Source organism: Tsukamurella sp. PLM1, assembly GCF_023168325.1.
Taxonomy (GTDB): Bacteria; Actinomycetota; Actinomycetes; order Mycobacteriales; family Mycobacteriaceae; genus Tsukamurella.
The window spans coordinates 2,479,147-2,502,630 of the sequence record NZ_AP025688.1; the positions used below are offsets into that span (position 1 = coordinate 2,479,147).

Consider the following 23,484-nt stretch of genomic DNA (forward strand, 5'->3'; position numbering starts at 1 on the left):
GCACACGCGCATCGCACATCACCGACCATCGACGTGACCGACGGCGACGAGGGCGGGTTCGGGGACCGCCTCGGCCGAGCAGGACGCCTCCTCACCACCGCACCCGTGCGGCCATGGTGAGGAGGCGTTCGCGTCTGCTCTCATTACCCTGCCCCACCCACGCGATCCGGCCGTACACGTGCGCCCGGAAGTCGCTGTGCCCGTCCCGGTTCTGGCTCTCCGCGCCGAACCGAGCGGCGTTGTGCAGCAGGGCCCGCAGGGCGTCGTATTCCGCCCGCGGCACCTGGGCCCGCGCGTTCACCACCACCCCGGCCAGCTCCTGCCGGGATCCGGCACGCATCACCCGCGTCTTCGTGGAGTTCACCGAAAACCCCTCGGCCGCCACGATCTTCGGCACGACGCCCGCGATCAGTGATGGATCGCGCGGTTTCGAGAAGGCCAGGTCGTCGCCGTATCGCGTGTACCGCGCCCCCTGCGACTGAGCGAGACCCGTCAGCCGCGAATCGAGCCGCCGCAGAACCAGGTTCACCAGTGCGGGCGACGACGGCGCCCCTTGCGGCAGGTGCCGCGACCGCAGGACCGCCGCCTGCCACGGATCGAGCCCGCGGAGCTCGTCACCCGGCGTGGCGACGGTGCAGAGATCCGCCAGCACGCGGGCCACCGGCGCCGGATATCCCATGCGTCGGAACACGTCCCGGACTCGGGAGACGGTCACCGTCGAGAAGCAGTCCCGCAGGTCGAGGCGCACGACCGAGGACGCGCCGACGTGCGGAGAAGCGTACGCGAGGACCGATCCGCCGGGGCGGAAGCCACGAGCCGCCGGATGCGCCCCGGCGGGATCGAGCACGCGACGCAGAACACGGTGCTGCGCCTCCGCGAGCCGCGGCTTCGGCGCCTCGATCACCCGCACTCCCCCGGCGGGCTTGGGGATACGCCGGACCCGGTAGTGCCGCAGGGGCTTCGACGAATGGCGCAGCCAACCGCCGGGGTCCGCGCACCACTCCAACTCGGGCGCAGTCAGATCGAGCATCCGGGCGACCGCGGACAGGTCCGGCAGGGCGAGCCCGGGCACGTCGAGCGGGCCGTCCGGCTCGAGCAGTTCGACGGTGCGGTACCCGTCCAGCGCGGCGACCAGCGCGGCGGGGTTCGCGAGCACGGGCGGACCGTCGTCCTGCGGATCGAGCGGAGCGCGCGGGTGCGCGGCGATCAGCGCCGCAGCGACGGCGCTCGCCTCGTCGGCGGGAACGACTCCCGAGATCGCGCCGGCGACGCGGTCGACGGTCCACTGTGTCGGGGTGAACCATTCAACGCGTGCGGCGATCGTGTACCGCTGCGCGCGCTGGAGACGACGCGTGACCTCGACCGACGTCATGAGCGCGATGCGAACGCCGCCCGGGTGACCTGGAACGAGTTCCCGGAGCGCCGTCTGGTGCGCGCAGCGCACTGACCGGCGTGGGACGCGAGGTGTAGCTGTGCAGAGCCCCCAGCGGTTACCGCTGGGACGGATCGCATGGATCCCGCCTCACCCGAGCGACGTCGCATGAATCCACCGTGCCACAGGTCGGACATCGCCGCGGCGGCGCCGCGACTCACTCCAGTTCGCGGATGTAGCAGAGCATCCGGTAGTCGGTACCGGGCTCCACGTTGTAGAAGCCGTACCGCTCGTAGAAGCGACGCGCGTCGGCGTCCACCTCGTCCACGTTGATGTGCATCTCGCCGCCGCCGCGGGCGCGGACCTCCTCGATCACCCGCGCGAGCAGCGCGGTCCCGATGCCCTGATCCCGCAGCTCCGGGACCACGTACAGTTCGTCGAGCACCGCGAGCGGGCCCTCGCAGTACACCGTGGGGCGCAGCGTGACGACCGCGTATCCGGTGGGGTCGGGCGCGTCCGGACGGTCGCCGTCGCGCGCGAACAGGACGAACGCGGCCGGATCGTCCATCAGGCCCGCGAACCGGCGCTGCAACACCTCGACGGTCGGCGTCGGCGAGTCGAACTCGCTGTTGAAGTCGACCTGGAGCCGCGCTGCGGTCGCGGCGTGCTCCGAACCCACGATCTGCACCTGCATGGATCCAGTGTGCGCGCATGCGCGGGCCGACGACAACGGATTATCGGCCCATGCCGCACATCCACCAGTCGCCGCCCAGCGACACAGGTCCGAAGCAGGGCACCGGCCGCATGTTGAAACCTTCCGGCGGCCCTCCCGGGCTATGCAGGAACCCGCCGGAGAATTCCGGGAACGCGCTGGTCTGCGGGAAGAACCGGGTGTCAGGGTGATCGGCGTCGCCGCGTACGCGCCCACCCGACGCCAGGAACCGCAGGTGCGGTGGCAGGGCGGCGCCGGCGGTGTCGACGCCGGGGTCCACCGCGAGCGCCCGCTCGTACAGGACGCGGTGCGTGGCGAACCAGCCCCGCGGCGAGACCTGCCACCATGCGCCGACCGTCACGCTGACCGCTGCCACCACGAGGACGATGACCAGGCTGCCCGCGTACCGCAGCGGGCGGCGCAGCAGCGCGGCGCCCACCACGACCGCCGTGGAACCCACCGCCCACAGCACCCACATGAGGGGGACCACCACCAGGTCGAAGACCCACAGGCTGATCCGCAGGTACGAGTAGAGCACGGCGGCGAACCACAGCACGAGCCCGATCCCGAGGACCGCGCCCCCTATCGCGGAATCCGGCCGCCGGCCCGCCGATTCCATTGCGCTAGTGCGCCGCGTCGTCCCAGCTGCGGCCGTAGCCCACGGACACGTCCAGCGGCACGGACAGCTCCGCCGCGCCGCCCATGGTGTCGCGGACCAGTGCCTCGAGCTGCTCGCGCTCACCGGCGGCCACCTCGAGCACCAGCTCGTCGTGCACCTGCAGCAGCATGCGCGACTTCAGCCCGGCCTCGCGGATCCTCTCGTGCAGCCGGATCATCGCGACCTTGATGATGTCAGCGGCGCTGCCCTGGATCGGGGCGTTCAGCGCCATCCGCTCGGCGGCCTCGCGGCGCATCCGGTTGGTCGAGGTGAGGTCCGGCAGGTAGCGCCGGCGCCCGTAGATCGTCTCGGTGTACTCGTTGCGGGTGGCCTCCACGACCACGTGCTGCAGGTAGTCGCGCACGCCGCCGAAGCGGGCGAAGTACGCCTCCATCTGCTCCTTCGCCTCGTCGCGGGAGATCTTCAGCTGCGCGGCGAGCCCGAACGCCGACAGCCCGTAGGCGAGCCCGTACGACATGGCCTTGACCCGGCGCCGCATGTCGGGCGTCACCTCGTCGATCGGAACGCCGAACGCCTTGGACCCGACGAAGTTGTGCAGGTCCTCGCCGGTGTTGAACGCCTCGATCAGGCCCTCGTCGCCGGACAGGTGCGCCATGATCCGCATCTCGATCTGGCTGTAGTCCGCCGTCATCAGGGTTTCGTAGCCCTCGCCCGCGACGAACGCGTGCCGGATCTGCCGCCCCGCCTCGGTGCGGACGGGGATGTTCTGCAGGTTCGGGTCCGTCGACGACAGCCGGCCCGTGGCCGCCACCGTCTGGTTGAAGGTGGAGTGGATCCGCCCGTCCGAGGCGACGGTCTTGAGCAGGCCCTCGACGGTGACCTTGAGCCGGGTCGCGTCCCGATGTTCGAGCAGGTGCTGCAGGAACGGGTGCGGCTCCTTCTCGTACAGCGCCTCGAGCGCCGCGGCGTCGGTGGTGTATCCCGTCTTGGTCTTCTTCGTCTTCGGCAGGCCGAGCTTGTCGAACAGGACCACCTGCAACTGCTTCGGCGAGCCGAGATTGATCTGCTCGCCGATCTCCTCGAACGCCGACGCCTCCGCGGCGCGGATCCGCTCGCTGAACTCGCTGTGCAGGGATTCGAGGTGCGCGGTGTCCACTGCGATGCCGGTGGCCTCCATGACGTCGAGCACCCGCAGCAGCGGCAGCTCCATCTCGGCCAGCAGCGGCTTCGACTCGATCGCGTCGAGCTCCACGTCCAGCGCCGCTGCGAGGTCGAGCACCGCGCGCGCCCGCAGCATCTGCTCCTGGGCCCGCTGCGCCGCCGAATCGTCGGGATCGTCCAACAGCGACAACTGCGCGTCGGCGCCGGCGGACGACTCCACGCGCAGCTCGCGATGCAGGTAGCGCACCGAGAGGTCGTCGAGGTTGAAGCTGCGCTGCCCCGGGCGCACCAGGTACGCCGCGATGGCGGTGTCCGACGTGAGGCCGCCGAGCGCCCAGCCGCGGCTCTCCAGCGCGTGCATGGCCCACTTCGCCTCGTGCACCGCCTTCGGCTGTGCCTCGTCGGCCAGCCACGCCCCGAGCGCCGCCTCGTCCTCGGGCGTCAGGGAGGACAGCTCGATGTATCCGCCCTCGCCGTCCGGGGCGGCGATCACGACCGCCTCCGCGTCACCGTCGACGACGACCTCCGGGCCGACCACGCCCAGCCCGGACCGCTCCCCCGAGGCGCCGTGCTCGGCGAGCCAGTCGGCGACGGTGCCGGCGGCGACGATGCCGCCCGAGATCTCGAAACCCTCGTCCGCCTCCGGCTCCGACGAGGCCAGCTCGGTGAAGATCCGGTCGCGCAGGACCCGGAATTCCAGATCGTCGAACAGCTGGTGGATGGCCTCACGGTTCCACGGCTGCAGCGCGAGGTCGGCCGGGACGTAGGGCAACGACATGTCGCGCACCATCTCGGTGATCTGCCGGTTCAGCTGCACCGTGGCGAGGTTCTCGCGCAGCGAATCCCCCACCTTGCCGCGCACCTTGTCGACGTTCTCCACGAGCCCCTCGAGGCTGCCGTACTCGCGGATCCACTTGGCCGCAGTCTTCTCGCCGACGCCGGGGATGCCGGGCAGGTTGTCCGACGGGTCGCCGCGCAGCGCCGCGTAGTCCGGGTACTGCGACGGGGTGAGGCCGTATTTCGCCTCCACCTCCTCCGGGGTGAACCGGGTGAGGTCCGAGACACCCTTACGCGGGTAGAGCACCGTCACGTTCTCGTTGACCAGCTGCAGCGCGTCCCGATCACCCGTGACGATGAGCACCTTGAAGCCCTGCGCCTGCGCCTGCGTCGTCATCGTGGCGATGATGTCGTCCGCCTCGTACCCCTCCTGCGCCATGGTGGGGATGCCCATCGCGGTGAGCACGTCCTTCACCACGTCCACCTGGCCCCGGAAGTCGTCGGGTGCGGAGGAGCGCTGCGCCTTGTACTCGGGGTACATCTCGGCGCGGAACGTCTGCCGCGAGACGTCGAACGCCGCGGCCACGTACCCGGGCGCCTCCTCCTTGAGCAGCTTGATCAGCATCGAGGTGAAGCCGTACACGGCGTTCGTCGGCTGCCCGGACTTGGTGCGGAAACGGCCACCGTCGAGCGGGAGCGCGAAGAACGCGCGGAACGCCATCGAGTGCCCGTCGATGAGGAGCATCGTGGGCCGCTCCCCCACCTCCGCCGACGATCCGGGGGCGGGCGCGACGGTGGCCGGGGGGTTCGCTGAAGTCACACCGGCAGTCTAGTGATCGACTCCGACAGCTTTCGTCAGGTCGCCGAGGGAGGCTGGTGCGGCCGCGTGACGACGGTGTCGGCGATCCGTCGCTCGAGGTCGGCGACGTCCGCGGTGGCGGCCTGCAGCGCCGGCCCCTTCTCCGTCTCCGGCAGCGCGGCGATCGTCACCAGCCGGTCGTCGATCTCCTGCGCGGTGACGGTCAGCGTGACCTGCGCGTCGAGCTGCGCCGCGGACAGCGCCCCCGCGGGCTGGTCGAGCGAACGGAGCGCCGTGCGGATGCGGCGGTGCAGCCGCGCCTCGGGGACGTGCGAGCCGGACCACGACAGCGGCGCGCGCGACGGGAACGGCATGGCCGCCTCCGCCTGCTGCTGCCGGCGACTGTTGCGGACGAGCGCGATGGCGAACCCCGTCGCCACGAGCACCGCCAGCACGACCAGCCCCAACAGGACCAGGATCACCCACGACATCACGTTCCTCCTCGTACGCCCCGGCTACCCGCCGCGCGCCTGCATGTACAGGTATACCGCCAGCCCGACGACGATCAGCGCGGCGAGCACGGCGAACGCGATCTTGATCGCGCTCCACGGCCGCTGGCCCTGGACTTCGCCGGTGATCCCGTTGACGAACACCTGGAACGGCTTGTCCGCGAAAGTCACGGTCAGCAGCCACACCGGCATCAGCAGGTAGAGGAAGTCGACCGACTGATACACCGGGTTCATACGGGTGATCCGCTGGGCGTCCCCGCCGATGTCTCGCCGGACCGTGTTCTCGACGATGTTCTCGATCCGGCCCCGCGCCTGCGCCTCGAAGACCTGGCCCGCGTCACCGTCGTAGGTCCGCGCGAGGTGCCCCGCGACGAACTCGGGCGTGTACGTCACCGCCTGCTCGGTGGGCCACGGTTCGAGCTCGCGCACGCGGTCGCCGTCGAGGCCCGTGTTCGCCGACTCGGTCAGCTGCCGGATGCTGTCGTGCACCCGCCCGCTCACGGGCCACCAATCGGTGTACGTCTCAACGTTGCCGTCGCGGTCGCGCCGGGTGCGGGTGGTACCGCGCGCCCCCGAGTAGTCGGTGGTGACCTCGGCGTCGTAGCTGTAGTACGACAGGTAGACGCTGGTGAACGAGCCCAGGACGCGGTACTTCTTGAACTCGCGCGGCGCGAACCAGCGGCTGTTGACCCAGGCCTCGATGTTCTGCCGCGCGCTGTCCTCGCCGACCCGAAGCGGCAGGATCCCGTCGATCGGCAGCCGCGCCGGCGCCACCTGCACGTCGGTGCGCTGGATCGGGGTGTTGCAGTACGGACACCGGACCGCCGTGAGGGTGCCGCTGAACAGCGTGTGGCCGCCGCAGCTCTGGCACACCACCTCGTGGTCGACCACCTGCACCTGCTCGGCGGATTGCGCCCGCGCCCGCAGCTCCGCCAGGGTCGGTCCCAGTGGGTGCGGGCTCAAGTGCTTGCTCGCGTCCAGCAGCACGGGGTAGGTGCTGCCGCAACTGGGCGAACGCAGTTGTCCGACGGCCGGGTCCCACACCAACGCGTCGCCGCAGTTGGCGCACGGGTAGGTGCGGGTCTGCTCGGTCAGGTGCAGCATCTCGCGGTCGTTCGCCGACGGTGCCGCCGCCGGCGATCCGGCCAGCGGGCGCGGCTGTGGGAGCGGCGGTGGCTGCGGGAGCGGGGACGGCTGCGGCTGCTGCGGCGGCTGAGGTGCGGTCACTGCTACGACCTCGGCGGGAGCGGCGGCGGGGTCGGCCCGAACAACGACGCGAGGGCAGGCACCTGACCGGCCGCGGTCCATCCGGACAACGTGGACGCCCACACCAGGGTCTGCGGCGTCAGGTTCATGCCGCGCAGCTGCTCGATCGGGAACGGCCCCGCGGACTGCCCGTTCTGCTCGACGTGGAAGACCTGCGCGTTCGGCAGCGGCGGCGGCCCGGCCTGCTGGCCCTGCCCCGGCTGGCCCTGGCCCGGCTGGCCTTGCGCCTGTTGTCCCTGAGCCTGGTTCTGGAAGTTCTGCGCGAACTGCTGCCCCATCGCCATGCCCATGCCGGCGCCGAGGAAGTCGCCGGCTCCGCCGCCGCCCTCGTTGGTCGCGGCGCCGAGCATCGCGTCGGCGGCACGCCCCTGCTGGAACCGGTTCATGTCACCGACGTTGCCGTAGTACCCGCGCTCCTCGACACCGCGGGCGACGCCGCGGGTCATGGCCTGCGTGATCTCCTCGGGCAGGGTGATGTTCAGCTCGACGGCCTCGCACGCGAGTCCGTACTGCTGGTGGATCTTGGACTGCACGTACTCCTGCAGCTTCGCGGCGAGCTCCCGCTGCCGGGCCTGCAGGTCGATCGCGCCCACGCCGGTCTCGATCAGCATCTCGGAGAAGGCGGTGGTGATGGTGCGTCGCAGCAGCTCGGCGATCTCGTCGGAATCCACGGCGGAATCGGTCCCGATGATCTGGCGCAGGAACGTCGGGGCGTCGACGACCCGCACCACGCACAGCCCGTTGGCGCGCACCTGGACCATGCCGAAGTCCTGGTCCCGGATGGTGATCGGATTGGCCGTGCCCCACCGAAGGTCGGTGATGGGGCGGCTGTTGATGAAGTAGACCTCGCTGCGGAAGGGGCTCTTGAACCCGTGCGGCCAGCCCTGCAGCGTGGACATGATCGGCATGTTCTCGGAGACCAGCTGGTAGTTGCCGGGCCCGTACCGGTCGGCGAGCTGCCCGCGGTAGACGAACAGCGCCTCCTGGCCCTCGCGCACGATCAGCTGCGCGCCGTTCTTGATCTCGTTGTTGTAGCGCGGGAATCGCCACGCCATCGTCGAGCGGTCGTCCTCGAGCCACTCGATGATGTCGACGAGTTCGCCCCGAACCCGGTCCATGAAGCCCATGTACGCGTACCTCTCCGGTCGCTGCCGTTGTCGGAATCCACGATAGCCAGCGTCCTTGGAGTCGGCTGAGCCCTCGCTGAAGCGGTGGAACACCTCTAGGCTTCATCCAGCCCCACCCACGGGGATCACCGCGAGAAAGGTGCTCGATATGGCAGGCAAGTTCGAGGTGTACGAGGACAACGCCGGCAAGTTCCGGTTCCGTCTGAAGGCCGGCAACGGCGAGGTCGTGGCTTCGGGCCAGGCCTACGCGACCCGCAAGGGTGCGCACGACGGTGCCGCCGCGGTCACGCGCGCCGCCGACGGCGCGAAGGTGGTCGACGTCGACAAGGAGTGATCGCCGCGCGCGATTCGAGTGTCGGGGAGGGCCGCCGCGGGCGCCCTCCCCGACCCGTCCCGACCTGCGGGACTTGACCTTCACACCGTGCGAAGGTCTGCACTGGTGGGCACCTCGGAAGGAGGTGGCCACCATGGCCCTCACAATGCTCGACCATCGAGATCCCTCGACCCGTCTGCGCGCCGCACTCGCGGCGGGGACCGCAGCCGACCCGGACGCCGCGAACGCGCTGATCGCGCGGTGTGCAGTGGAACCGGACTTCTTCGTCCGGGACATGCTGACCTGGGCGTTGGCCCGCCTCCCCGCCGGGACGACGGTGCCGCTGCTCCGCGCGGAGCTCGCATCGGCCGCCCCCCAGGCGCGGAGCCAGGCCCTGCACACGCTCTCGAAGATCGGCCCCGCCGACGCGGGCGTCGCCTTCCCGGAGGCGGTCGCGCTGGCAGGCGATCCGGAGGACGGCGTCGCGACGGCGGCGTGGCGCACCGTCGTCGCCCTGGCACCGGGCCCGGATGCCCGACGGTCCGCCGCCCGCACCCTGGCGACCCGGCTGGGGCACGGCGGCGTCGAGACCCGGCGCAGCCTGAGCCGGGCGCTCGTCGCACTCGGCGACGAGGGCCTCGCCGCGCTCGCGGCGGTGGCCGCACCGAACGACGCGGTGCGCGCCCACATCGCCGATACGATCCGATTGCTGGACGATCCCGACTCCGGGTTCGCGGGCTCGATGCACGAGGCGAAGCGCGTGGCCGCGCTGGGCGAGCACGCTTGACAGTAGGAGGGGCAGGACGATGCGGATCGGCGAGGTGGCGACGCGGTCGGGCGTCAGCGCGCGGATGCTGCGGCATTACGACTCGCTGGGCCTGGTCCGCCCGTCCGGCCGGTCGTTCGGCGGCTACCGCGAGTACTCCGAGCACGACATCCGGCGGATCTTCCACGTGGAGAGCCTGCGCTCACTCGGGCTGTCCCTCAAGGAGATCCGGCGCGCGCTCGACGACCCGTCCTTCGCACCCGACCGGCTGGTCGCCGACATGATCGCCCGGAGCCGGGAGCGGATTCGCCGGGAGACCGAGCTGTTGGAGCGGCTGCGGCAGGTCGCCGCGACCGGACCGACCGATTGGGAGCAGGTTCTCGACGTCGTGGGCCTGCTCTCCCGGCTCGACGACGTGACGCCCGCGGCCCGGCAACACGCCGCCCTCACGAGCGCGGGGCGCGCCCCCACCGACGCGCTGGCCGAGGCCCTCCTGAGGGAGGAGAGCACCAACGTGGCGGGCGCGTTGCGCTGGGCACTGGCACAGGGCGATTCGCGCGACGTCGCCCGGTTGGTCGCCGCGCTCGACTCCCCCGAGCCGGTGATCCGGCGCCGCGCAGCGGAGGCCCTCGCCGAGCTCCCCGGCCAGGCATCGGCGCTGCGGCGCGCCCTCGATCACGACGACGGGGCGGTGCGCGCGCTCGCCGCCGTCGCCCTGGGCCGGCGCGGAGACGCCACGGCCACGCCGCAGCTGTTGCGGATGGTGCGGGACGGTGAGAAGGACGTCGACGCGGCGGAGTCGCTCGGGGTGATCGCGGCCGCGGACCCGGGCGGGGAGACCGTCAGCGCCGAACTCGCGACGATCGCCCGGGATCCGGGCGACTACGCCGTTCGTCAACGGGCGGTGCAGGCCCTCGCCGAGATCCCCACCGCCGGTGCGGAGGTCGCGCTGCGCGCGCTCACGGGCGACGTCGACGCACGCATCGCGGGCACTGCCGCGTTCATCCTGCAGCAGCGGGACGAACGCTGAGGAGCGGGTTCAGCCGGCGTAGCGCGCGGCGAACCCGTCGCAGAGCGCCTCGATCCCCGCATGCAGCAGCGGCATCGCGGAGCACAGGTCCGGGCGGTCCACCTCGGTCAGCTCCCGCAGCAGCGGTAAGTCCGCCACGAGCGGATTGTCCGCGAGGTCGGCGACGAATCCCGCGCCCTCGAGCGAAGAACCGGGGGCCAGCAGCAGCTGCCCGACCGCGCCGATCCCCGCGCCCTGCACGTGATTCCAGACGTGCAGGGAGAGCTCGGCGGCCTCCGGCACCGAGCCGGTGAGGTGGACGAGCGCCTCGACGAGCCAGTTGAAGCAGGAGATCGCCGACGGCGCCATCGCCGCGCGCGGCATCGTGTGGGCGAGCAGCACCCAGGGGTGGTGCAGGTACAGGCGCATGTCCGCCTCGGCCGCGGCGTGCACGCGACGACGCCAGTCCGGGGCCCCCATGAGCTCGTCCGGGTACAGGTACTCGGCGCCGACCGCGGCGGTCATGTCGCGCAGCAGGGCGTCCTTGTCCGGCACATGACGGTAGAGCGACATCGCGCCGGAGCCCAGTGCGTCGGCGATCCGCCGCATCGAGACCTTGCCGAGCCCGCCCTCGTCGGCGAGCCGGACGCCCTCGGCGACGATCGCCTCCCGGGTAAGAGTGGTCTCCGACACCGGCGCCCTTTCTCCGTTGACCTCACTGGATCGGTCTGCGTACAGTGTACCCACCCCCGATGCGTACGGCGTACGCACCCGTCTCGTACCAAGGAGCCTCTCGTGTCCACCACCCCGCGCCGCGCCTGGGCCGGTCTCGCGGCCCTCCTCCTGCCGGTGTTCCTGGTGTCGATGGACGCGTCGGTGCTCTTCCTGGCGATGCCGCACCTCACCACCGCGCTGAACCCGACCTCCGCGCAACAGCTGTGGATCCTCGACATCTACCCGTTCATGCTCGCCGGCCTGCTCATCACGATGGGCAACCTGGGCGATCGCTGGGGCCGGCGTCGGCTGATGACCTGGGGCGCTGGACTGTTCGGCGTGGCGTCGGTGATCGCGGCCTTCTCCCCCACGCCCGGCCTGTTGATCGCGGCCCGCGCCCTGATGGGCGTCGGCGGCGCCACCCTGCTCCCCGCCAGCCTCGCGCTGATCGCGAACATGTTCCGCGACGCCAGGGCGCGCGGCGTCGCGGTCGGCGTCTGGACCGCCGCCTTCTCGTTCGGTATGGCCGTGGGCCCCGTGATCGGCGGCGTCCTCCTGCACCACTACTGGTGGGGGTCGGTGTTCCTGATCAACGCGCCCGTGTTCCTCGCGTTCCTGGTGGCCGGGCCCCTCCTGATCCCCGAGTTCCGGACCGGATCGTCGGCGCCGTTCGACCTCGTGGGCGTCGCGCTGTCGATGGCGGCGATCTTCCCGATCGTCTACGCCGTCAAATCCGCGGCCGGACACGGCGTACACCTGTCGACGGTGCTGATCGCAGCGGCCGGAGTCGCGATGCTGATCGCGTTCATCATGCAGCAGCGGCGCACCCCGCACCCGCTGATTCCGTTCGACCTGTTCCGGAACCGGGTGTTCGCCATGGCGATCGTCGGCACCGTGATAGCGATCTCCACGCTGAGCTCGATGTCGTACCTCACCGGGATCTACCTGCAATCCGTGGTCGGGTTCGACGTGCTCGCCGCTGCTTTCCTGGGCCTGCCCGCCGCGGCGTCGGTCGCGTACTTCTCGATGCGCGCACCGTGGATCGAGCAGTACCTGGGCCGCCGGACCACGTTCGTCGCGGCGCTCCTGTTCGCCGCCCTCGGCCAGGTGCTGCTGGTGGGGCTGGGCACGAACGGGCCCGCCTGGCTGTACGTGCTGGGCACCGTGGTGGCGGGGTTCGGCTACGGGACCCTGTTCACGTTCGTCTCGGCGGTCGCCCTCGCGTCGGCGCCGCCCGAGCGCGCGGGCCAGGCATCGTCGATGTCCGAGATGAGCTTCGAGCTCGGCACCGCCACCGGCCTGGCCGTGCTCGGCTCGGTCGCCACCGCGGTCTTCACCCGGCACGACGGCATGTCGCGCACGCTGGGCGACACGCTGGCACGGGCCGGCGAGTCCGGCGGGCCCGACGGTGCGGCCCTCGCCGACGCGGCCCGCTCGGCCTGGGTCGACGCGTTGACCACCACGGTGGGCGTGTCGAGCCTGCTGCTCGTGCTCACCGCGGCCGCCGCCTTCGTCGTGCTGCGCGAGCGGACTCCCGTCGCGCCGGAGCCCGTGGCCTGCTGACTCAGCGCGGGGTGAGGCGGAAGACGGGGATCACGCGCCCCTGCGCCGTCTTCTCGTACTCGGCGAACCCGGCCGAGCGGGCCTTGAAGCGCTCCCACGCCTCGTCGCGTGCGGTGCCGATCAGCTCCGTTGCGGTGACCAGTGCCGTGGAGATCCCGTCGTCGTCGTTCGGGTACTCGATCTCGATGTCCGGGTGGGCCTTGAGGTTGTGGTACCAGGCGGGGTTCGTCGGCGAGCCGCCGGCCGAGGCCGGCAGCAGCCAGCCCTCGTCGTCGCGGATCGCAGCCAACGGGTTCACCCGCGGCTCACCCGATTTGGCGCCCGTGCTGTGGACGAGCGCGAGCGCCCGCCCGAACCCCATGGCGGTCACGGTGCCGTTGTTGGCGCGGAACTCGTCGATGATGCCCTGATTGAAGTCGTTCATGGCATCATCATGCGCCCTAGCAGGGGCGGCAGGGAGATCGGTGACCTCGTCCGCGGTGTCAGCCCGCGGGCACAGGTAGCGGCGCGGGCGCGGTGCCGGCGCCGAAGGGGCTGCCGCCCAGCTTCTCCCGTCCGTGCGGGGTGAACCAGTTCTGCAGGTCCGGCCCCTTCGGCACGATGCTCGACGGGTTGATGTCGCGGTGCACCTCGTAGTAGTGCCGCTTGATGTGGTCGAAGTGGGTGGAGTCGCCGAAGCCCGGGGTCTGGAACAGGTCCCGCGCGTACGCCCACAGGACCGGCATCTCGCTGAGCTTCTCCCGGTTGCACTTGAAGTGACCGTGGTACACCGGATCGAACCGGGCGAGCGTGGTGAACAACCGCACGTCGGCCTCGGTAATGGTGTCGCCCACCAGGTACCGCTGCGTCGCGAGGCGCTCGGAGAGCCAGTCGAGCCGCGAGAACAGCTGATCGTACGCGGCGTCGTAGGACTCCTGCGAACCCGCGAAGCCGCAGCGGTACACCCCGTTGTTGACGTCGCGGTAGACCAGCTTGTTCACCTCGTCGATCTCGCTGCGCAGGTCCTCCGGGTAGAGCTGCGGCGCGCCTGGGCGGTGGAAGTCCGTCCACTCGAGCGAGAAATCGAGTGTGATCTGCGGGAAGTCGTTGGTCACCACCGCCCCGGTCGGGACGTCGACGATCGCGGGCACCGTGATCCCCTTCGGGTAGTCCGGGACTCGCTTGAAGTAGGCGTCCTGCAGCCGCGGGATCTGCAGCACGGGATCAAGGCCACCGGGGTCGAGGTCGAAGGTCCACGACCGCTTGTCGTGCGTCGGGCCGGCGATCCCGAGGGAGATCGCATCCTCGAGACCCAGCAGCCGACGGACGATGATGGTGCGGGTGGCCCAGGGGCAGGCGTACGAGGCGACCAGTCGGTACCGGCCCGGTTCGACGGGATAGCCGTCCCGGCCGTCCCTGGTGATGCGGGTCTCGATGTACCGGGTGTCACGCTCGTACGGCTGGTTCTCGGTGACGTAGGTGCCCTGCTCCTCGCTCATGGCGTCCACGTTAGTGACTCCCGCGGCGTAACGTCGAGTGATCGTTACCCGATACAAGCATTGCCTGTCGATGGAGCCCGCGTCGACCTCCCTTACCGGAAGGAACGAAGCCATGCGCAAGCCTCTGATCGCCCTCGCCCTCTCCGCCGCGGCCGCCGCCACCGGCGCCGGATCCGTCATCGCCGGCACCGGCGCCGCCGGTGCGACGCCGATCGCCTGCCCCGAGCTCCCCAGGACCGCGTCGACGGTGCGCTGCGCACCGTCGCGCCGCCGTTCCCGGGCGTCCCCTGGAAGGTGACCGGGATGGGCGGTTCGGTGGATTGCACGCTGAACTGGGTGCGCCTCGAGACCGACCGCGGCACCGGGAGCTCCCCGGTCCAGATCCTCCTGTTCGACCACAAGAAGTTTGCCGGCACCCCGACCCCGAAGGGCGACGCGTTCACCGATGTGGTCGGCAGCCGGGGCCCCGGGCAGATCACCGTCCGGTTCAAGTGGCTCAACCCGGGGGACGCGAACGCCAACCCCACCGGCAGGGCCGACGTCCGCTTCCAGGCCCTGCCGCAGGACACCCCGCGGCCGCTGGATCCGATCCCGCCGCAGGTCGCGGACTAATGGGAAGTGCCGGTCAGCTTGGATCGATGTTCGGCAGACTTGGCAACTGGTAGCCGCTGCTGGGTGAGCACTCTCGCGGACTGGGCCTTCGAGCCCTTGGGTCAGATCGTGCCCCCAGCGGTGCGCCAGGAAAGGTCGATCGCTGCTGGGATGTCGTGCCGGCCCTGCTCGGCAGGTGTGTGAGTACTGGTCCATTAGTCCGCGACTTACCTTCCCCGGCAGGGCTGCCGGAGCAAGTTCCGTGTTGTTGCAGCCAAGGGAGGTGTCGGGAATGTTGTTCATCGGAGACGATTGGGCTGAGGACCATCACGATGTGGAGGTCCAGACGAACACGGCCGCGTCCTGCGCCGCGCCCGTTTGCGGGAGGGTATCGAGGGCATCACCGCGTTCGGTGAACTCGTCGGCCGGTTCCTGCCCGAGGACGGTGAAGCCGCTGACGTGCTGGTGTGCATCGAGGTCGACCGGGGCCCGTGGGTGAACGCTCTGATCGCCGCCGGGTACCGGGTGTTCGGGGTTGATCCGCGGCAGGCGCATCGGCATCGGGAGATCCTGTCCAGTTCCGGCGCGAAGAGCGACAAGGGTGATGCGCACGCCCTGGCCGACATGGTCCGGGTGCGGCGGCATCAGCTCCTCGAGGCCGGTCGGGACTCGGAGATCTCCGAGGCGGTCAAGGTCGTCACCCGCGCGCATCAGAGCATGATCTGGGACCGCACCCGACACATGCTGCGACTGCGATCAGCTCTGCGGGAGTACTTCCCCGCGATCCTGATCCTCTGTTCGGAGCTGGACCTGGCGTTGACCAGCCGCCCGATTCTGGCGTTGCTGGCCAAGGCACCCGATCCTGGGTCGGCGGCGAAACTCACACCGCGGCAGATCCTCCCGATGTTCAAGGGTTGCCGTAACAAGGACGCCAAAGCGGCTCGGGTGCAGCAGATCCTGCGCGGCGAGCACCTCGGGCAACCTGCTGTGGTCACCGCCGCGTATGCGGCTTCGGTGCGTTCCTCGGTCGCAGTGCTGGGTGTGGTCATCGAGCAGATCACCGTCCTCGAAGAGGAGGTGAAGGCGCATTTTGGCCGGCACCCGGCCGCTGAGATCATCTGCAGCCAGCCCGGCCTCGGACCGATCCTCGGTGCCCGGGTGCTCGCCGAGTTCGGGGACGCTCCCGGCCGCTATCGCAGCGCCAAAGCGCGCAAGAACTACGCCGGGACCAGCCCGATCACCAAACAGTCCGGCAAAACGAGAGTCGTCGCAGCCCGATACGTGCACAACGACCGCCTCATCGACGCGCTCCAGCTGCAGGCTTCCTGCGCCCTGCTGCACGACACAGACGCGAAGACCTACTATGACCAGCTCCGCGCCCGCGGCCTCAAGCACAACCCCGCCCTGCGCCAGCTCGCCAACCGCCTCGTCGGCATCCTCCACGGCTGCCTCATCCACGGTGCCCAATACGACTCGGCAGTCGCATGGGCCCACCGACATCCCGTCGCTGCTTGACACTCAACGTCCAGGGATGTCTGATCAGCCCTGGGCCGCCGCCCACTCCTCGACCCGCGCGGCGCTCTCGGCGTCGCTGAGGTCCTCGACGCGGGTCATGATCGACCAGCGCACGCCGAACGGGTCGCGGATGCTGCCGAACCGGTCGCCGGAGACGAAGTCCGCCACCGGCTCCCGGACGGTGGCACCCGCGGCCTCGGCCCGCGCGACCACGTCGTCGACGTCGCTGCAGTACAGCCCCATCGAGTAGCAGTCGGCTTCCCCGTCGGGCATGGCGACGAGACCGAACTGCGGGGTGGGCTCGCCCAGCTGCAGCCGGTCGTTGCCGAAATCGAGTTCGGCGTGGACGACGACGCCGCCCATCTCCGTGACGCCGAGCGAGCGGGCTCCGAACACCGAGGTGTAGAAGTCGATGGCCGCCTTGGCATTCGGGATCGCGAGGAAGGGCGTCAGCGAGGTGAACGAGTGCGGGACGCCGTCGGTGGTGTGCGCGCCGTTCGCGGCGGTGAAGTTCTCTGTCATGCCGATAACGCTACGAGCGCGGACCACCCGGCCGATTGAACATTCGCGACAGATCACGCGCCCCTACGATCGAAACGTGAACCCCCGCGGCATCCTCTACCCGGCGCAACTGCCCACCTTCGAGCGCCGGGCGCCTTCTCCGAGCGCGGACGCGCTGGTGCGCTGGTTCTGGATCTCGCAGTGGCAGATCGCCCCCGGCCGCACCTCCCGGCAGGACGTACTGGCCTTCCCCGCCCTCAACCTGGTGGTCGAAACCGACCTCGTCGGGCTCGCGGGCGCGACGACGGAGCGCACCCACCGCGACCTCGTCGGCACCGGGTGGGCGGTCGGCGCGCTGCTACGCCCCGCGGCGACGCCGGCGGTGACCGACGACGCCCGTGCGATCCTGGGCGGCTACCCCACCGTCGACGCCCCCGGCCTGCACGCGGCGGTCGCCGCAGCGATGAGCGGGGGCGACCTGGGTTCCGCGTGCCTCGCCATCGAATCCTGGCTCACCGCACGGGTTCCGACGGTGTCCGACGACGCCGCGCTCGCCAATCGGCTCGTCGTCGCGATCGAGGAGGACGAGGCGATCCTCACGGTCGAGGACGCCGCCGCGAGGATCGGCGTCTCGGCGCGAACCGCTCAACGCCTGTCCCGGCGGTTCGTGGGGCTCACCCCGCTGCAGCTGATCCACCGCCGCCGGCTGCAGGAGGCCGCGCACCTGCTCAGCACGAAGCCGGACACCTCGATCGCGGACATCGCCGCCGAGCTGGGCTACGCCGATCAGCCCCACCTGGTCCGGGACTTCCGCAAGGTCCTCGGCTTCACGCCGGGCGGCTACCGATCCAGCTCTTCCAATAGTCAGAGGGACTGACTACAATCGGTCCATGAACCTCTCCGCGCTCGCGGTCCGGACCGGGGCCGCCGCCGGCCGCCTGCTCCACACGATCGCGGATGCGCCAGTCCCGCCGGAGATGCGGGTGTTCACCCTGCTCAACCGCGCGTACGAAACCGAGGTGGTCATCGCACTCGTCCGCCTGGGCGTCCCGGACGCGCTCGCCGACGGTCCCCGGACCGCACCGGACATCGCCGCGTCCGTCGACGCGGATCCGGACGCACTGCTGCGGCTGCTGCGCGTCGCCGAATCGCTGCACCTCGTGCGGCGCGCGGGGACGGCGTACCGTCTGGCCCCGATGGGCCGGGCACTGCGGGACTCCGCGGCGGCCGCGCCGGCGGCCCCGTACGCCCGTTACGCCCACAATCCGGCCACCCGCGCCGCGTGGTCGCGTCTCGCGGAGGCGGTGCGCGCCGGCCGATCCCAGTTCGAGGCCGCGAACGGCAGCACTACCTGGCAGTGGTTCACCGACCACCCGGAGAGCGAGCGGGAGTTCACCGCCGCGATGCGCGCGCTGTGCGACTACAACGGCCCCGAACTGGCTGCGCTGTACCCGTGGCCGGAAGGCGCGACGATCTGCGATGTGGGCGGCGGAATCGGCACGCTCATCTCGCACGTTCTCGCTACCGATCCGAGCCTGCGGGGCGTGGTCGTCGACCAGGCCGGCCCGATCGGCGAGGCACCGGAATTCCTCGCTGGGCGGGGCGTGCGCGACCGGGTGCTCCTCGAGGTACGCGACTTCTTCGCTCCGCTCGACGTTCGGGCCGATGTCTACGTGCTCAAGGACATCCTCCACGACTGGGACGACGAGCGGGCGATCGCGATCCTGCGCTCCGTCCGCGACGCGATGCGCGTGGACGACCGGCTCGTGCTCGTGGAGTTCCTCCAGAACCCCGACCGCGCACATCCCCTGGTCCCGATGGTGGACCTCACCATGCTGACCCAGACCGACGGCGGGCGGCAGCGCTCGCCGGCCGAGTTCGACCGACTGTTCGCCGCCGCGGACCTGCACCGGACCGCGCTGTACGAGGGCGCGTTGCACTCGCTGATCGAGGCGACGCCCGGGTAGCCGCCGGGTGGCGGGCGTCAGTCCTTGCGCGTCATCCTGTCGGCGACGGCGTCCGACTGCTCACGCGCCGCGTCCAGGTTCTGGCTCGCGATCTTGACGCTCTCCGAGGCCGCGGTGGTGGCGATGTTCGCGGCGCTCGCCGCGATCTTGCCGGCCCCGCCCTTCACATCGCCCTTGAGCACGTCGGCCGCGCCCTCGACGATGTCGCCGGCGCGGTGCACCGAGTTGGTCGCGATCCTGGTGGCCGCGTCGATGTTGTCCTTGATCCGCTTCGCGACCATGACTACTCCTTCGCTGAGGTCATCCCAGCGTAGCCCCGTGTCGCTCAGCCCGAGAGCTCTCCGCGGGACCGTGCGCCGCCGACCTCCGCCCGGGACGTGTCCTTGAGGTCGACGCCCGAGCGGCCGAGTCGCCGGGCGCCGACGACCAGCCCCGCGGCGATCCGGGCGGCGCCAGCGTAGCCGAGCCCCTCGGGCGGGTGGATGTTGGAGATGCAGTTGCGGTGCGCGTCAGTGACGCCGGTCGCGAAGTCCTCCGGGTCGGCGCGGTGGGTGAGGTAGATGCCCAGGCTGTCCGCGACCGACAGACCCGGCCGCTCCCCGATCAGCACGAGCAGCGTCCGGGCCCCGAGCGCTCGGGCGACGTGATCGCCCAGCGCCACCCGGGCCTGCGTCGCGATCACCGGCGGCGCAACGACGACGTCGGACGGCAGCGCACCGAGGATCGCGCGGGCCAGGGTCACGCCGTGATCGGCGAGCGCGCGGGGCGAGAGCCCGTCCGCCAACACGATCGCGACGTCGGGCGGCCGGGTGCCGACGGGTACCGTCGGGAGGCCGGACAGGTCGGCGGGCGCCCGGCCGAGGTCGGGCCGCCGCAGGTACTCGCCGCGGTCGGCGGCACGGCTGGTGACGACGACGGGCTCGCCGAACCCCAGTTCGCGTGCGCGCGGCACGATCTCGTCGAGGTCCAGCGGCTGGTGCACGGCATCGCGGGCCGAGGCGTGCGCGGCGGCGAACTCCAGCACCCGACGCGTCGGCAGCGCGTCGCCGGTGCGGCCCAACCCGATCCGCGATTGGGTGGTGGTGCGCAGGGCGTCCCAGAAGTCCCCGTCGGTGGGCCGGCGGTCGTCACCGTCGGTGCGCTCGGGCGAGGTCACCGCGCCACCCCCGCCGTGAGCTCGCGGAGCGGCGAGGCCTCGACGGCCACGTCGCGCAGCCCGCCGGATCCGTCGGTCATGCCCTGCTTCTCGAGCCAGGCATCGAACTCGGGCGCGGGCCGCAGGCCGAGCGCGCGGCGCGCGTACAGCGCGTCGTGGAAGGCGAGCGACTGGTAGCCGAGCATCACGTCGTCGGCGCCCGGCACGGTGATCACGAACGACACCCCGGCCACCGAGAGCAGCGTGAGCAGGTCGTCCATATCGTCCTGGTCTGCCTCGGCGTGGTTGGTGTAGCAGACATCCACCCCCATCGGCAGGCCCAGCAGCTTGCCGCAGAAGTGGTCCTCCAGGCCGGCGCGGGTGATCTGCTTGCCGTCGTAGAGGTATTCGGGTCCGATGAACCCGACCACGGTGTTGACCAGCAGCGGGTCGAGATGCCGCGCGACCGCGTACGCGCGCGTCTCGAGCGTCTGCTGGTCGACGGGCGCGCCGCCGGTACCGAGATGGGTGCCGGACGAGAGCGCAGAGCCCTGCCCGGTCTCCAGGTACATCACGTTGTTCCCGACGGTGCCCTTCCGAGCTCGCGCGCGGCGGCGTTCGCCTCCTCGAGCAGCGAGATGCTCACGCCGAAGGCGGAATTGGCGCCCTCGGTGCCGGCGATCGACTGGAACACGAGGTCGACCGGTGCCCCTTCTCGATCAGCCCCAGCGTGGTGGTGACGTGGCTGAGCACGCACGACTGGGTGGGGATGTCGAAGCGGGTGCGCACCTCGTCGAGCAAGTGCAACAGATCCGAGGTGGCGTGCGGCGAATCCGTGGCGGGGTTGATGCCGATCACCGCGTCGCCGCAGCCGAGCAGCAGACCGTCGAGGGTCGCGGCCGCGATGCCCTGCGGGTCGTCGGTGGGGTGGTTCGGCTGCAAGCGGGTCGCGAGGGTGCCGGGCAGGCCGATCGTGGTGCGGAACCCGGCGGTCACCCGAACGGCCCGCGCGACGGCGATCAGGTCCTGGTTGCGCATCAATTTACTCACCGCCGCAACCATTTCCGGCGTGAGCGCCGGCGAGAGCGCGGCGAGCCGGGCACCGGCATCGTCGGCCACCGCGGTCTGCAGGAGGAGGTCCCGGAGGTCCCCGACGGTGAGGTGCGCGATCTGCGCGAACGCCGCCCGGTCGTGGGTGTCGATGATGAGGCGGGTGACCTCGTCGGACTCGTAGGGCACGACGAGTTCTTCGAGCAGCGCGGTGAGCGGGACGTCGGCGAGGGCCCACTTGGCGGCGGCGCGTTCGGCGTCGGAGGCGGCCGCGCACCCGGCGAGCTCGTCGCCGGAGCGCAGCGGCGTGGCCTTGGCCAGTAGGTCGGCCATCGACGTGAAGGTGAAGCTCTCCCCGCGGACGGATTGGGTACGGATCACTGCAGCTCCCGTTCGGCGTCGGCGAGGGCGGCGAACTCCTCGTCCGGGGAGTTGGCCACCAGGTGGTGTCGACTGTAGACGCCGAAGTACGCGAGGAACGCGCCGAAGGCGGCGAGCGTGAGCCCTGCGGCCAGCGGGTCGACGAGGAAGGTGGCGATCACGGCGACGCAGGCGACGACCAGGGCGAACGCGGTGGTGACGATGCCGCCCGGGGTGCGGTACGGGCGCGGCATGTCGGGCTCGCGACGCCGCAGCACGATGTGGCTGACCATCATCAGCACGTAGCTGACAGCGGCGCCGAAGACCGCCATGTTGAGCAGCGTCGCGCCCTTGCCGGTGAGCGAGAGCGCGAACCCGATCACGCCGGGGACCACGAGGGCGAGGACCGGCGCCTTGCGAGCGTTGGTGACCGACAGGCTCTTCGGCAGGTAGCCGGCGCGCGAGAGCGCGAAGGTCTGGCGGGAGTACGCGTACATGATGGAGAAGAAGCTCGCGACCAGCCCGGCGAGGCCGATGTAGTTGACGACCTTCGAGGCGGTCCCGTCGCCGAGGGCCTCCACCAGGATTGCCCGACGATGCCATGGCGTTCGCGCCGACGGCGCCGGGGGCGAGGAGGAACACCGTCGCACCGGTCACGACGAGCATCGCCATCGCGACGATGATGCCGCGCGGCACGTTCTTCTCGGGCTCGCGCGCCTCCTCGGCGGCCAGCGGCACGCCCTCGACGGCGAGGAAGAACCAGATCGCGAACGGCACCGCGGCCCAGATCCCGAGGTACCCGTAGGGCAGCCAGCTGGAGGCCCCGACCGCGTCGGTCACGGGGATGTCGGTGAGGTTGTGCACGTCGAACTTCCCGATCGCGGCGACCGCGAAGATCACGAGGCCCACGAGCGCGATCGCGGTGATGACGAACATCGCCTTGAGCGCCTCGCCCGCACCGGTGAGGTGGATGCCGATGAACAGCGCGTAGACGAACAGGTACACCCACCAGCCGTCGGTGATCCCGAACAAGTTGAGCGAGTCGACGTACGCGCCGATGAACGTGGCGATCGCCGCGGGCGCGATCGAGTACTCGATGAGGATCGCGATGCCGGTGGCGTAGCCGCCCCAGGGGCCGAGCGCGCGGCGGGCGAACGTGTAGCCGCCGCCCGCTGCGGGCAGTGCCGACGACATCTCTGCCATGCCGAGCACCATCGCGAGGTACATCCCGGCGATGATCACGCCGGCGATCGCGAGGCCGCCCCAGCCGCCCTGCGCGAGGCCGTTGTTCCACCCGGCGTAGTCGCCGGAGATCACGTAGCTCACGCCCAGGCCGGCCAGCAGCACCCAGCCGGCGGAACCCGATCGGAGGGTGCGTTTGGCGAGGTAGTCGTCGGATTCGATGGTGGCGTCCACCCCGTCGTGGTGGAGCTGCTGCGCCGGGCGCTCTGTCGTCATGTGTGCCTTCCCCACCGACAGGTGCATCGGTGTGATCCAGAACACTACGAGTCAACGGTTGCAGCGGGGTTGCAGCGCCGGACGCGTGACCGCCGGTGCGACCCATCGCTGCAGATACGCGCGGAGATCACCCGCATCGCGCGGCGGGTCCCCGGGAGATGAAGAAGGACTGCATGATGCGCAGTTGGAACTCGACGAGCTCGCGCAGCCGGACCTCGTCGTAGCCGTGGGCGGGCCACTCCACGTCGAACCGGCGGATCATGGTCATGCCGAACGCCATGGCCTGCCGGGACGCGATGGCCTCGGTGTGCGAGTGCTCCCCCGCCAGCATCAGGCGCAGGTGCGGCGCGCGCGGCACCTGCTCCAGGGTGAAGACGATGCCCTCGACCACCGCCTCCGCCGGATCGTGGACGCCCCGCAGGTGATCCGCCAGCCGGTCGAGGAATGCACCCACCGACTGCACGGCCGCGGCCTGCAGCAGCGCGTCCACCGTCGGGAAGTAGCGGTAGACGGTCTGGCGGATCACGCCGAGCGCGTCGGCCACCTCCGCGATCGACGTGGTGCCGCGCTCGCCGATGAGCTCGACCGCCGCGGCGACGATGCGCGCGGACGCCTCCTCGTCGCCGGCGGGCGGCGTGCCGCCCCATCCCCTGCGTGCCATCGCCCCAGGCTACAGCTTCGCGCGTTATCACCATACAGAACATGTTCTATGTGTATGGTCA

Annotated in this window: 21 protein-coding genes and 4 pseudogenes; 9 read left to right on the forward strand and 16 right to left on the reverse strand. The window is 70.8% G+C overall.

Features of this window, described 5'->3' with window-relative positions:
* Nucleotides 1-91 precede the first annotated feature (91 nt).
* The 7 genes from MTP03_RS12795 to MTP03_RS12825 all read right to left on the reverse strand — a co-directional run bounded on the left by MTP03_RS12795 (nucleotide 92) and on the right by MTP03_RS12825 (nucleotide 8,333).
* Nucleotides 92-1,372, reverse strand: a complete 1,281-nt coding sequence (locus tag MTP03_RS12795) for a reverse transcriptase family protein (RefSeq protein ID WP_248488624.1) — start codon at nucleotides 1,370-1,372, stop codon at nucleotides 92-94.
* A 217-nt stretch (nucleotides 1,373-1,589) separates the two neighbouring features.
* Nucleotides 1,590-2,066 (reverse strand): GNAT family N-acetyltransferase, encoded by a 477-nt coding sequence (locus tag MTP03_RS12800; RefSeq protein ID WP_248488625.1) that lies wholly within the window; start codon nucleotides 2,064-2,066, stop codon nucleotides 1,590-1,592.
* 40 nt (nucleotides 2,067-2,106) lie between these two features.
* Nucleotides 2,107-2,703, reverse strand: a complete 597-nt coding sequence (locus MTP03_RS12805; protein WP_248488626.1) for a hypothetical protein — start codon at nucleotides 2,701-2,703, stop codon at nucleotides 2,107-2,109.
* Nucleotides 2,704-2,707: 4 nt separating this feature from the next.
* Nucleotides 2,708-5,461 carry a DNA polymerase I gene (polA, locus tag MTP03_RS12810; protein WP_248488627.1) on the reverse strand — a complete coding sequence of 918 codons (2,754 nt, stop codon included), beginning with the start codon at nucleotides 5,459-5,461 and terminating at the stop codon, nucleotides 2,708-2,710.
* Between the two features lie 35 nt (nucleotides 5,462-5,496).
* A complete protein-coding gene (locus MTP03_RS12815) occupies nucleotides 5,497-5,931 on the reverse strand; it encodes a hypothetical protein (protein ID WP_248488628.1) in 435 nt (144 codons plus the stop codon).
* Nucleotides 5,932-5,955: 24 nt separating this feature from the next.
* Nucleotides 5,956-7,176 (reverse strand): hypothetical protein, encoded by a 1,221-nt coding sequence (locus MTP03_RS12820; protein WP_248492364.1) that lies wholly within the window; start codon nucleotides 7,174-7,176, stop codon nucleotides 5,956-5,958.
* 2 nt (nucleotides 7,177-7,178) lie between these two features.
* Nucleotides 7,179-8,333, reverse strand: coding sequence for an SPFH domain-containing protein (locus tag MTP03_RS12825; protein ID WP_248488629.1), 1,155 nt, complete (start codon nucleotides 8,331-8,333; stop codon nucleotides 7,179-7,181).
* A gap of 157 nt (nucleotides 8,334-8,490) precedes the next feature.
* Between MTP03_RS12825 and MTP03_RS12830 the strand changes: the two genes are divergently transcribed.
* From MTP03_RS12830 to MTP03_RS12840, 3 genes are all read left to right on the forward strand, one after another.
* On the forward strand, nucleotides 8,491-8,676 hold the full coding sequence (locus tag MTP03_RS12830; RefSeq protein ID WP_248488630.1) for a DUF1508 domain-containing protein: 186 nt from the start codon (nucleotides 8,491-8,493) through the stop codon (nucleotides 8,674-8,676).
* Nucleotides 8,677-8,809: 133 nt separating this feature from the next.
* Nucleotides 8,810-9,442 (forward strand): HEAT repeat domain-containing protein, encoded by a 633-nt coding sequence (locus MTP03_RS12835; protein WP_248488631.1) that lies wholly within the window; start codon nucleotides 8,810-8,812, stop codon nucleotides 9,440-9,442.
* Nucleotides 9,443-9,461: 19 nt separating this feature from the next.
* On the forward strand, nucleotides 9,462-10,451 hold the full coding sequence (locus MTP03_RS12840; RefSeq protein ID WP_248488632.1) for a MerR family transcriptional regulator: 990 nt from the start codon (nucleotides 9,462-9,464) through the stop codon (nucleotides 10,449-10,451).
* A 9-nt stretch (nucleotides 10,452-10,460) separates the two neighbouring features.
* On the opposite strand, the gene MTP03_RS12845 is transcribed toward MTP03_RS12840, so the two are convergent.
* Nucleotides 10,461-11,123 carry a TetR/AcrR family transcriptional regulator gene (locus MTP03_RS12845; protein ID WP_248488633.1) on the reverse strand — a complete coding sequence of 221 codons (663 nt, stop codon included), beginning with the start codon at nucleotides 11,121-11,123 and terminating at the stop codon, nucleotides 10,461-10,463.
* A 102-nt stretch (nucleotides 11,124-11,225) separates the two neighbouring features.
* Between MTP03_RS12845 and MTP03_RS12850 the strand changes: the two genes are divergently transcribed.
* Complete coding sequence (locus MTP03_RS12850) at nucleotides 11,226-12,707, forward strand: MFS transporter (RefSeq protein ID WP_248488634.1); 1,482 nt, start codon at nucleotides 11,226-11,228, stop codon at nucleotides 12,705-12,707.
* A gap of 1 nt (nucleotide 12,708) precedes the next feature.
* Here the strand turns inward: MTP03_RS12850 and MTP03_RS12855 are convergent, their stop codons facing one another.
* Nucleotides 12,709-13,131: a nitroreductase/quinone reductase family protein gene (locus MTP03_RS12855; RefSeq protein WP_248488635.1), complete on the reverse strand. Its 423-nt coding sequence runs from the start codon at nucleotides 13,129-13,131 to the stop codon at nucleotides 12,709-12,711.
* Between the two features lie 58 nt (nucleotides 13,132-13,189).
* The gene (locus MTP03_RS12860) at nucleotides 13,190-14,185 is read right to left on the reverse strand and encodes a glutathione S-transferase family protein (RefSeq protein ID WP_248488636.1); all 996 of its coding nucleotides are present in this window, start codon (nucleotides 14,183-14,185) and stop codon (nucleotides 13,190-13,192) included.
* 112 nt (nucleotides 14,186-14,297) lie between these two features.
* Here MTP03_RS12860 and MTP03_RS12865 point away from each other — a divergent pair, with 112 nt between their 5' ends.
* The 3 genes and pseudogenes from MTP03_RS12865 (at nucleotide 14,298) to MTP03_RS12875 (ending at nucleotide 16,291) form a co-directional block, all read left to right on the forward strand.
* Complete coding sequence (locus tag MTP03_RS12865) at nucleotides 14,298-14,483, forward strand: hypothetical protein (RefSeq protein ID WP_248488637.1); 186 nt, start codon at nucleotides 14,298-14,300, stop codon at nucleotides 14,481-14,483.
* Nucleotides 14,484-14,488: 5 nt separating this feature from the next.
* A complete protein-coding gene (locus tag MTP03_RS12870) occupies nucleotides 14,489-14,797 on the forward strand; it encodes an LppP/LprE family lipoprotein (protein WP_248488638.1) in 309 nt (102 codons plus the stop codon).
* Nucleotides 14,798-15,068: 271 nt separating this feature from the next.
* Nucleotides 15,069-16,291: pseudogene (locus MTP03_RS12875) on the forward strand (IS110 family transposase).
* 24 nt (nucleotides 16,292-16,315) lie between these two features.
* Here MTP03_RS12875 and MTP03_RS12880 read toward each other — a convergent pair.
* Entirely contained in the window at nucleotides 16,316-16,813 is a 498-nt protein-coding gene (locus tag MTP03_RS12880) for a glyoxalase/bleomycin resistance/extradiol dioxygenase family protein (protein WP_248488639.1), read from the reverse strand.
* A 76-nt stretch (nucleotides 16,814-16,889) separates the two neighbouring features.
* On the opposite strand from MTP03_RS12880, the gene MTP03_RS12885 reads away from it, so the two are divergent.
* Both MTP03_RS12885 and MTP03_RS12890 read left to right on the forward strand, forming a co-directional pair.
* Nucleotides 16,890-17,669, forward strand: coding sequence for a helix-turn-helix transcriptional regulator (locus MTP03_RS12885; protein WP_248488640.1), 780 nt, complete (start codon nucleotides 16,890-16,892; stop codon nucleotides 17,667-17,669).
* Between the two features lie 13 nt (nucleotides 17,670-17,682).
* Nucleotides 17,683-18,759 (forward strand): acetylserotonin O-methyltransferase, encoded by a 1,077-nt coding sequence (locus tag MTP03_RS12890; protein ID WP_248488641.1) that lies wholly within the window; start codon nucleotides 17,683-17,685, stop codon nucleotides 18,757-18,759.
* 17 nt (nucleotides 18,760-18,776) lie between these two features.
* On the opposite strand, the gene MTP03_RS12895 is transcribed toward MTP03_RS12890, so the two are convergent.
* From MTP03_RS12895 to MTP03_RS12915, 5 genes and pseudogenes are all read right to left on the reverse strand, one after another.
* Nucleotides 18,777-19,040, reverse strand: a complete 264-nt coding sequence (locus MTP03_RS12895) for a hypothetical protein (RefSeq protein WP_248488642.1) — start codon at nucleotides 19,038-19,040, stop codon at nucleotides 18,777-18,779.
* Nucleotides 19,041-19,084: 44 nt separating this feature from the next.
* A complete protein-coding gene (gene eutC / locus MTP03_RS12900) occupies nucleotides 19,085-19,915 on the reverse strand; it encodes an ethanolamine ammonia-lyase subunit EutC (protein WP_248488643.1) in 831 nt (276 codons plus the stop codon).
* A pseudogene (locus tag MTP03_RS12905) lies at nucleotides 19,912-21,277 on the reverse strand (ethanolamine ammonia-lyase subunit EutB). Before MTP03_RS12905 ends, eutC begins: the two are co-directional and overlap by 4 nt.
* Before the next feature lie 44 nt (nucleotides 21,278-21,321).
* Nucleotides 21,322-22,762, reverse strand: a pseudogene (gene eat / locus MTP03_RS12910) (ethanolamine permease).
* A 51-nt stretch (nucleotides 22,763-22,813) separates the two neighbouring features.
* Nucleotides 22,814-23,423, reverse strand: a pseudogene (locus MTP03_RS12915) (TetR/AcrR family transcriptional regulator).
* Between the last annotated feature and the right edge of the window lie 61 nt (nucleotides 23,424-23,484).

Coding starts and splice junctions, on each gene's coding strand:
- MTP03_RS12855 (WP_248488635.1), bottom strand. CDS start 13,131: ATGAACGACTTCAATCAGGGCATCATCGACGAGTTCCGCGCCAACAAC.
- MTP03_RS12795 (WP_248488624.1), bottom strand. CDS start 1,372: ATGACGTCGGTCGAGGTCACGCGTCGTCTCCAGCGCGCGCAGCGGTAC.
- MTP03_RS12805 (WP_248488626.1), bottom strand. CDS start 2,703: ATGGAATCGGCGGGCCGGCGGCCGGATTCCGCGATAGGGGGCGCGGTC.
- MTP03_RS12870 (WP_248488638.1), top strand. CDS start 14,489: ATGGGCGGTTCGGTGGATTGCACGCTGAACTGGGTGCGCCTCGAGACC.
- MTP03_RS12835 (WP_248488631.1), top strand. CDS start 8,810: ATGGCCCTCACAATGCTCGACCATCGAGATCCCTCGACCCGTCTGCGC.
- MTP03_RS12840 (WP_248488632.1), top strand. CDS start 9,462: ATGCGGATCGGCGAGGTGGCGACGCGGTCGGGCGTCAGCGCGCGGATG.
- MTP03_RS12860 (WP_248488636.1), bottom strand. CDS start 14,185: ATGAGCGAGGAGCAGGGCACCTACGTCACCGAGAACCAGCCGTACGAG.
- MTP03_RS12890 (WP_248488641.1), top strand. CDS start 17,683: ATGAACCTCTCCGCGCTCGCGGTCCGGACCGGGGCCGCCGCCGGCCGC.
- MTP03_RS12830 (WP_248488630.1), top strand. CDS start 8,491: ATGGCAGGCAAGTTCGAGGTGTACGAGGACAACGCCGGCAAGTTCCGG.
- MTP03_RS12865 (WP_248488637.1), top strand. CDS start 14,298: ATGCGCAAGCCTCTGATCGCCCTCGCCCTCTCCGCCGCGGCCGCCGCC.
- MTP03_RS12880 (WP_248488639.1), bottom strand. CDS start 16,813: ATGACAGAGAACTTCACCGCCGCGAACGGCGCGCACACCACCGACGGC.
- MTP03_RS12800 (WP_248488625.1), bottom strand. CDS start 2,066: ATGCAGGTGCAGATCGTGGGTTCGGAGCACGCCGCGACCGCAGCGCGG.
- MTP03_RS12825 (WP_248488629.1), bottom strand. CDS start 8,333: ATGGACCGGGTTCGGGGCGAACTCGTCGACATCATCGAGTGGCTCGAG.
- MTP03_RS12895 (WP_248488642.1), bottom strand. CDS start 19,040: ATGGTCGCGAAGCGGATCAAGGACAACATCGACGCGGCCACCAGGATC.
- MTP03_RS12815 (WP_248488628.1), bottom strand. CDS start 5,931: ATGTCGTGGGTGATCCTGGTCCTGTTGGGGCTGGTCGTGCTGGCGGTG.